The sequence below is a fragment of the Acinetobacter sp. YH18001 genome, assembly GCF_013416975.1.
Classification (GTDB): domain Bacteria; phylum Pseudomonadota; class Gammaproteobacteria; order Pseudomonadales; family Moraxellaceae; genus Acinetobacter; species Acinetobacter pseudolwoffii.
The window spans coordinates 60,624-68,571 of the sequence record NZ_VPEU01000010.1; the positions used below are offsets into that span (position 1 = coordinate 60,624).

At 47.2% G+C, this 7,948-nt stretch carries 7 protein-coding genes and 4 tRNA genes; all 11 read left to right on the plus strand.

All coding sequences use genetic code 11. The features are described from left to right. Nucleotides 1-70: 70 nt before the first annotated feature. The gene (gspN, locus tag FTV48_RS05480; RefSeq protein ID WP_074383926.1) at nucleotides 71-814 is read left to right on the plus strand and encodes a type II secretion system protein N; all 744 of its coding nucleotides are present in this window, start codon (nucleotides 71-73) and stop codon (nucleotides 812-814) included. Then, nucleotides 814-1,677: a type II secretion system protein N gene (locus FTV48_RS05485; RefSeq protein WP_179999628.1), complete on the plus strand. Its 864-nt coding sequence runs from the start codon at nucleotides 814-816 to the stop codon at nucleotides 1,675-1,677. The genes gspN and FTV48_RS05485 overlap by 1 nt, the downstream gene beginning before the upstream one ends. A 38-nt stretch (nucleotides 1,678-1,715) precedes the next feature. Beyond that, nucleotides 1,716-3,968 carry a type II secretion system secretin GspD gene (gspD, locus tag FTV48_RS05490; protein ID WP_179999630.1) on the plus strand — a complete coding sequence of 751 codons (2,253 nt, stop codon included), beginning with the start codon at nucleotides 1,716-1,718 and terminating at the stop codon, nucleotides 3,966-3,968. Nucleotides 3,969-4,030: 62 nt separating this feature from the next. Next, entirely contained in the window at nucleotides 4,031-4,690 is a 660-nt protein-coding gene (locus FTV48_RS05495; RefSeq protein WP_005095259.1) for an FHA domain-containing protein, read from the plus strand. 78 nt (nucleotides 4,691-4,768) lie between these two features. Next, on the plus strand, nucleotides 4,769-5,437 hold the full coding sequence (gph, locus tag FTV48_RS05500) for a phosphoglycolate phosphatase (RefSeq protein ID WP_100329455.1): 669 nt from the start codon (nucleotides 4,769-4,771) through the stop codon (nucleotides 5,435-5,437). A gap of 108 nt (nucleotides 5,438-5,545) precedes the next feature. Then, a complete protein-coding gene (gene trpE / locus FTV48_RS05505) occupies nucleotides 5,546-7,039 on the plus strand; it encodes an anthranilate synthase component I (RefSeq protein WP_100534486.1) in 1,494 nt (497 codons plus the stop codon). A 98-nt stretch (nucleotides 7,040-7,137) separates the two neighbouring features. Then, nucleotides 7,138-7,213, plus strand: a tRNA-Thr gene (locus tag FTV48_RS05510). Between the two features lie 54 nt (nucleotides 7,214-7,267). Next, nucleotides 7,268-7,351 (plus strand) — tRNA-Tyr (locus tag FTV48_RS05515). A 38-nt stretch (nucleotides 7,352-7,389) separates the two neighbouring features. After that, a tRNA-Gly gene (locus FTV48_RS05520) sits at nucleotides 7,390-7,465 on the plus strand. 17 nt (nucleotides 7,466-7,482) lie between these two features. Beyond that, nucleotides 7,483-7,557 (plus strand) — tRNA-Thr (locus FTV48_RS05525). 150 nt (nucleotides 7,558-7,707) lie between these two features. Beyond that, on the plus strand, nucleotides 7,708-7,948 hold a 241-nt coding region (locus FTV48_RS05530), incomplete at its 3' end, for a GTP-binding protein (protein WP_257220114.1).

The window sequence follows — 7,948 nt, forward strand, 5'->3', positions numbered from 1 at the left end:
TGCATAATGTGTCTGTATAAGGAAAACATTATAAATGGGGATTTAGACTTGAGATATTGGTCGTGGTGGGATGAGCAATAAACCTAAAACTTTAAGATGGTTCATCCTTGCGCTTGTGGCGTTTTTTGTCTTTGTGATCCTGCAAGTGCCAGCTGCCTGGTTGATTTCAAAATTTTATAAAAATAATCAGGCCTTGCACAATGTAAACGGGAATATCTGGCAGGGCAGTGCTGACTGGAAAAAAGGTAATTTGCGGGGCAGCCTGAACTGGAAAGTACGGCCATTGGACTTGCTATTGCTGCGAGTTGGGGCAGATGTTGAGTTGCATAGCGGCAATACTCAGCTTTCAGGGGTTATGGGCTATGGGCTGAATAAAGCCTTGATCGTCAAAAATCTTGAGGGTCAGCTCGCGCCGGAAACCTTAAAAAAAGTGGCAGACTGGCAATGGCCAGCGACTGCTATTCAGTTTAAAGAGCTGGATTTTAAATATAAACAGGAACAAGGCTTCAGTCAGGTGACTGGGCAAATGCAATGGGCGGGTGGTGAGCTGATTTATAGCTTTGCCCAGCGTCAGGAACGTATGAATGTACCGGCCATGACCGGACAACTGGCAGATGAGAGCGGACAGCTCTTACTCGACGTTCGGGATAACCGAGAGCAACGTATGCTGAATATCAAGCTTGATCCCAGTCTGATGCTCGATATCCAGCTTACCCAGCGCTTTTTAATGAATGCACCCTCCTATGAAGGTAAAGCTGGTCTGGATACTTATGTGATTAGTACCCGCCAACCCCTAATGGGAGGTTTGAACTAATGGCCATTTCTCTTGGCGATCTAAAAAATATCGATCTGAAACAGGCCAATCGTGTTGCGCCTGTCGTGTTGCTGTTGTTGATTCTATATTTATGCTGGAAACTGGCGGCCATGTTCTGGTTGCTGATTGCGCCACCTCAAGCTATGCAGCTGGATCGGGTGGAACTGGGTTCACAACAGGCGCAAATCCCCAATATCAGTGCATTTTCGCTGTTTCAGGAAAGTGGACAAACAGCAGCAGGAGCAGAAGCTGCCAATATTCTTTTGCAAGGCGTGGTGGTTGCCAGTCCAAGCTATAACTCTTCTGCGGTGCTGAAAGTCAATGATCAGGTGGATCGTTATCGCGTTGGAGAAATGCTGGGCAATAGTGGTTTTGAGCTGGCCGAGGTCTATTGGGATCGGGTCATTCTGCGCAGAGCAACCGGTGCCACTCAAGAAGTGTTATTTAAGGGTCTGGAAAATGGCTTGAATCAGCCGATCGTGCCGGAAACTCCAGCATCTAATACGATGTCTGCTCCATCTTCGGCTATGAATAGCGCAGCTGAAGCACAAAATCTGCCTTCAGCTCAAAATGAAATCGGTCGGGCAATCCAGCAGATGCAGGAAAACAAGGATCAGTATTTACAGAATATGGGGGTCAGTGCGTCGGATGGGGGCTTTGAAATCACTTCCCGGACACCAGTTGCACTGCGTAATCGACTCGGTTTAAGACCGGGGGACCGTATTTTATCTTTAAACGGTCAGACGCTGTCGCAGGGGCAAACCGAGGCGCAATTACTGGAACAGGCTCGACGTGAAGGTCAGGTCAAACTCGAAATAAAACGTGGTGATCAGACGATGACCATACAACAAGATTTGAAGTGATGTGTCATCACGCATAGGGTTAGGAAACACAAAAGTTTATGGCTTTATTTAATAATAATCGATCAGCATGGGCATGCTGTGTGGCCGCCCCGCTCATAGCAATGATCAGTACGGCGGGTTATGCGCAAACCTGGAAAATCAACCTGCGGGATGCTGACCTCACCGCATTCATTAATGAAGTGGCTGACATTACCGGCAAGAACTTCGCAGTCGATCCGCGGGTGCGTGGTAATGTTACCGTTATTTCCAATAAAGCACTGAATAAAAATGAAGTCTATGACCTGTTTTTAGGTGTGCTCAATGTCAATGGTGTGGTGGCGATTCCTTCGGGCAATACCATCAAGCTGGTACCGGACAGCAATGTCAAAAGCTCGGGCATTCCCTATGATGCCAGAAGCCGTGCCAGTGGTGACCAGATCGTGACTCGGGTATTGTGGCTGGAAAATACCAATCCGAATGATCTGATTCCAGCACTGCGCCCTTTGATGCCGCAATTTGCCCATCTGGCAGCAGTGCCGGGCACCAATGCGCTGATCGTATCAGATCGGGCCAATAATATTTATCAGCTGGAAACCATCATTCGTAATCTGGATGGCACCGGTCAAAATGATATGGAAGCGGTCAGTCTGCAATCGAGTCAGGCCGAGGAAATGATCGAGCTGATCGAGTCCATGACAGCCACGGGTGCAGCCAAAGATGTTCGTGGTTCGCGGGTACGTGTCATCGCAGATACCCGCACCAACCGGATTATCATTAAAGGTGATCCGACGACGCGTAAGCGGCTGCGTCAAATGATTGAAACCCTGGATGTGCCGGCGGCAGACCGTCTGGGCGGCTTGAAAGTCTTTCGTTTGAAATATGCCAGTGCCAAGAATCTGGCAGAGATCTTGCAGGGACTGGTGACAGGGCAGGCGGTGAACAGTAGTTCAAATTCCACTGGCACGTCTTCGGGTTCATCTTCCCTGAGTTCGAATAACAGTTTAAACAATAACAACAGTAGCAACACCAGCGGAAATAATACTTCCTCCGCTATTCAGTTGAATACCGGCATGAACGCCGAGCAGGGTGGAATTAGCAGCTTTAGCGCAAACGGGGTGAGTATTATTGCCGATGCCACGCAAAACTCTTTGGTGGTTAAGGCCGATCCACAATTGATGCGGGAAATCGAATCAGCAATTAATCAGCTGGATATTCGCCGTCAACAGGTACTGATTGAAGCTGCCATTATCGAAGTAGAAGGTACAGATGCCGATCAGCTTGGGGTGCAATGGGCCTTGGGAGATATCAGTAGCGGTATCGGGCTGATTAACTTTGATAATTTTGGTACCAGCCTAAAAAATGTGGCAGCCGGTTATCTCACCGGCGGTGGTGCAGGTGCTGCAAGTACCGTGGGAGCTGGGACTTCGTTGGTGCTCGGCGATTATCGTGAAGGCAGTGATGGTTCACGCCGTCTGTATGGTGCGCTGATTCAGGCCTTAAAAGAAAGCACCAAGTCCAATCTGTTGTCTACGCCATCCATTGTGACTATGGACAACGAAGAAGCCTATATTGTGGTCGGTGAAAACGTACCCTTTGTGACAGGTTCGGTTTCAACTGGCGCTGCTGGGGTGGCCAATCCCTATACCACGATTGAACGTAAAGATGTCGGGGTCACTTTAAAAGTGGTGCCGCATATTGGTGAAGATGGTACGGTGCGTCTGGAAGTGGAGCAGGAAGTATCGGCTGTTAATCGGGATCGTGGACAAGCGCAGGATCTGGTAACCAGCAAGCGTGCGATTAAAACTTCGATTCTGGCCGAAAATGGGCAAACCATTGTGCTGGGTGGTCTGATTTCGGATAACACCAGTTATGGCCGTCAGGCAGTTCCGGGTCTGGGCGCAATCCCTGGTCTTGGGCGTTTATTCCGTTCTGAAGGTAAATCTAATCAGAAACGTAATCTGCTGATCTTCATCCATCCAACGATTGTGGGTGATAAAAATGAGGTCAGTAAACTGACCCAGCAACGTTATAGCCAACTGTATAGTCTGCAACTGGCCCTGGATGCTGATGGTAATTTTGCCAAGCTGCCGGAACAGGTCGGTGATGTCTATCAACAGCGTATTCCGGTTTCGAAAACACCTTTACAAAATTCGTCTTATCAAACTGTGCCGACGGCTCCAGTGCCGACTCAGCCAGCTGCTGTGGTAGTCACGCCTGTCGCGATTGAGCCTGTGTTGCAGTCACAACCCGGACAACACGTCGAAAAGCGTAAAAATACCGTGACCACCACAACACTTAGACCGAAAAGCTAAGTGATGTAGCATGAACAAACAGCATGTTATGATAATGTCAAAGAGAAAAGAGAAGTAAATTCATGACTTGGAAAATACACGCGATTACAGGTGACTTGACAGGGCAAGAGATTAGCATTGACCGTGATATGCTGGTGGGACGTCATCAGGCCGCAGACATTGTGTTGCAGGCCGCAGAGATCTCGCGCAAACATGCTGCTTTCTTGCTCAAAGATGATGCGCTCTGGGTACAGGACTTAGGATCATCGAATGGCACTTTCGTCAATGATGTGCAGATTGCACAGGAAACGTTATTAAAACAGGATGATATCGTTCAGTTTGCCAGCCTGAAATTTTCCGTGTTGGCGCCTGTGGCTGCGGTAGAAGTTCCAGCAGAAATAGAAGCCACGGCAGAAAAAGTCGTGGCACAGGTTGAAGTGACTGAACCAACGCCAGCACAACAAATGAATGAGCAGGGTATACCGGAACTGACACAGCGAGATGCCTCAGTCCAGCTGACCCGAGATGGCATGCCAACCCATGTCGGGATTCCAAAACCAGCGCCGATTCCTGAAGGCGTCGATCTTGCTGCAGTGAAACCAGAACCTACGCCAATGCCGGTTGAGCAGCCTGTGTCACGGGTAGAGCAGGAAAAAGAAACCCAGAAAAATGTGTCTGTTGGTTTGATTTCAGTGATTGTATTGATTATTTTGGCAATTATGGCTTGGGTAATGTTTAAATAAGCCGATGATTGGTTACAATCAAGGCATGCACAGCGCATGCCTTTTTTGTGGCTGCGAATAATATAAAAGAGGGTCGGGATGTCTATTGCACAATTAGAACAGCGTGAACTGATCTTGTTTGATCTGGATGGTACTTTGGTTGATTCGGCGCATGACCTGTATCGTGCCATGAATATGAGCCTGAATGTGTTGCAATTGCCTTTGGTCACGGAAGAGCAGGTTCGTACCTGGGTGGGCAAGGGCACCTCGATATTTTGTGAAAGTGTATTGCTACATCTGGTCGGTGAAGTTACACCCGCACAGCATCAGGAGCTGCTGAATACTTTTCTGGATATTTATAATGTCGATCCTTGTGTCGACACGGTTCCATTTCCCGGAATTCTGAAGTTTCTCGACTGGGCCAAAGCGCAGGGCAAAACCCTGATCTGCGTCACCAATAAGCCGGAGCTTCCTGCTTGTGCTATTTTAGAGACATTGGATATGGCACATTATTTTGCCGAGACCATTGGTGGCGACCGTTTTAGCGAGCGTAAACCGCATCCGCGTCAATTATTACACTGTGTCGAACAGTATGGTGTAACGAAAGAACAGGTGTTACTGATCGGGGATTCTTCCAATGATGTGGAGGCTGCACGTCGCGCCGGGATTGATTGTATTGTGGTGAGCTACGGCTATAATCACGGTGAAAATATAGCAGACTGTCATCCTCAAGAAATTGTAGATGATCTACGTGAATTGCTTGCTTAATTAGGGTGTTAGGAAAATAAAATGAATAGTGATCAGGTTTTTCGATGGCGTCGCTCAGTTCAAGTCTATTTATACACTGAGTAAACCCAATTTAAAGAGAAAAACCGCATGACCACACAAGCACAATTCCAGCAACTTGCTGCACAAGGCTATAACCTGATTCCAGTGTACCGTCAGCGTCTGGCCGATACGGATACCCCACTTTCTATTTTCGCGCGTCTTAAGCAGCATCAGCAGGCTTATCTGTTTGAATCTGTCGAAGGTGGAGAAAACTGGGCACGCTATTCGATTATTGGGCTGGGCGAATCTACGGTATTTTCCTGTAATGCCGGTGAACTGACGGTACAGCATGCGGACGGCTCGCTTGAAAAGCAGCACTGTGCAGATCCTTTTCACTATATTCGTGACTTTCAGGCTCAGTTTAAAGTGCCGACCCAACAGGACTTGCCTGCATTGCCAAGCTTCACTGGCGGTCTGGTGGGCTACTTTGGTTATGATGCTGTACGTTATATTGAACCCAAACTCAAAAATGTGCCTGAAGCAGATCCGGTTGGCTTGCCTGATATCTGGATGATGTTGTCTAAAACCGTCATTGTCTTTGACAATTTAAAAGATACCTTATTTCTGATTGTGCATGCCGATGCAGCTGACCCGATTGCTTATGAAAAAGCACATGAACAATTAAATGAATTAGAAAATATTCTGGCAACACCGATTAGCCTGAAAGCTGAAAAACATAGTCCACCACATTTTGAATCTCTAACCGGACATGACAACTTTATTGCCTCGGTTGAAAAGGTCAAAGAATATATTCGTGCTGGCGATGTGATGCAGGTGGTGCCCGGGCATCGTATGGTGTCAGATTTCGATGGTGATCCCTTACAGGTCTATCGTGCGCTACGTCATCTGAATCCTTCGCCGTATCTGTTTCTGGTACAAGGGCAAACCTTGGAAAACAATACACCGTTCCATATTGTCGGTTCATCACCAGAAATTTTATCGCGTTTGGAAAATGGCATTGCCACAGTGCGTCCTTTAGCAGGCACACGACCACGTGGCAAAACCAAGGAAGAAGATCTGGCCCTTGAGCAAGACTTGCTCTCTGATGAAAAAGAAATTGCCGAACATGTCATGCTGATTGACTTGGGGCGCAATGACGTCGGACGCATTGCAAAAATTGGTAAAGTTCAAGTGACTGATCAAATGGTGATCGAACGTTATTCGCATGTCATGCATATTGTCTCGAATGTACAGGGTGAAGTGCGTGACGATGTCGATGCCTTGGATGTTTTCAAGGCAACTTTCCCTGCCGGTACGCTTTCAGGTGCACCAAAAATTCGTGCCATGGAAATTATTGACGAAGTTGAGCCGGTAAAACGTGGAATTTTTGGTGGCGCTGTCGGTTATTTAGGCTGGCATGGTGAAATGGACATGTCGATTGCGATTCGTACCTGTGTGATCCGTGAAAATAAGGTCTATGTTCAGGCCGGAGCAGGGCTGGTTGCCGACTCAAATCCCGAATCTGAATGGAATGAAACCCAAATAAAAGCTCGCGCAGTGATCAAAGCGGTTGAATTATCATCAAATGGTTTGATTTTATGAGTTTTTGGGGTTTTTTTTGAAAAAAACACTTGCATGGTTTGTGAGTTTTGCTAAACTGCACACCGTTCCGATACGAAACGTACGAAACACTAAGAAACGCCGGCATAGCTCAGTTGGTAGAGCAACTGACTTGTAATCAGTAGGTCCACAGTTCGAATCCGTGTGCCGGCACCATCTTAGAGAGTTTCAAGGGTTGAGTAAAGAACAGCACTGATGTAAGTGTAAAATGGTGAGGTTCCCGAGCGGTCAAAGGGGGCGGACTGTAACTCCGCTACGAAAGTTTCGAAGGTTCGAATCCTTCCCTCACCACCAATTTTAATACTTCAATAAGTGGTTTGTACCAACATCGTGCGGGAGTAGCTCAGTTGGTAGAGCGGTAGCCTTCCAAGCTGCATGTCGCGAGTTCGACCCTCGTCTCCCGCTCCATTGAAGTGCTAATATTTGCTCTTATAGCTCAGTGGTAGAGCACTCCCTTGGTAAGGGAGAGGTCTCGAGTTCAAATCTCGATAAGAGCTCCAGATTACAGTTTAGCAATTTTTATTGCACAATATTCCAGAAGCAGGCTATTTAGTCTGCTTTTCAAGTATTTGGTATTTGGTTTTTTAAAACGACATGTCGGAACTGGGTTTTACTCAGAATTGTGTTCGACGTAAACGAGGAGTATTAACATGGCTAAGGCTAAGTTTGAACGTAATAAGCCACACGTTAACGTGGGCACAATTGGTCACGTCGACCATGGTAAAACAACTTTAACAGCTGCGATTGCAACTGTATGTGCGAAAAAATTCGGTGGCGAAGCGCGTGATTACGCTGCAATCGACTCTGCACCAGAAGAAAAAGCACGTGGTATTACAATTAATACTTCACACGTAGAATACGATTCTCCAACTCGTCACTACGCTCACGTAG

Coding starts and splice junctions, on each gene's coding strand:
- gspN (WP_074383926.1), top strand. CDS start 71: ATGAGCAATAAACCTAAAACTTTAAGATGGTTCATCCTTGCGCTTGTG.
- FTV48_RS05485 (WP_179999628.1), top strand. CDS start 814: ATGGCCATTTCTCTTGGCGATCTAAAAAATATCGATCTGAAACAGGCC.
- gspD (WP_179999630.1), top strand. CDS start 1,716: ATGGCTTTATTTAATAATAATCGATCAGCATGGGCATGCTGTGTGGCC.
- FTV48_RS05495 (WP_005095259.1), top strand. CDS start 4,031: ATGACTTGGAAAATACACGCGATTACAGGTGACTTGACAGGGCAAGAG.
- gph (WP_100329455.1), top strand. CDS start 4,769: ATGTCTATTGCACAATTAGAACAGCGTGAACTGATCTTGTTTGATCTG.
- trpE (WP_100534486.1), top strand. CDS start 5,546: ATGACCACACAAGCACAATTCCAGCAACTTGCTGCACAAGGCTATAAC.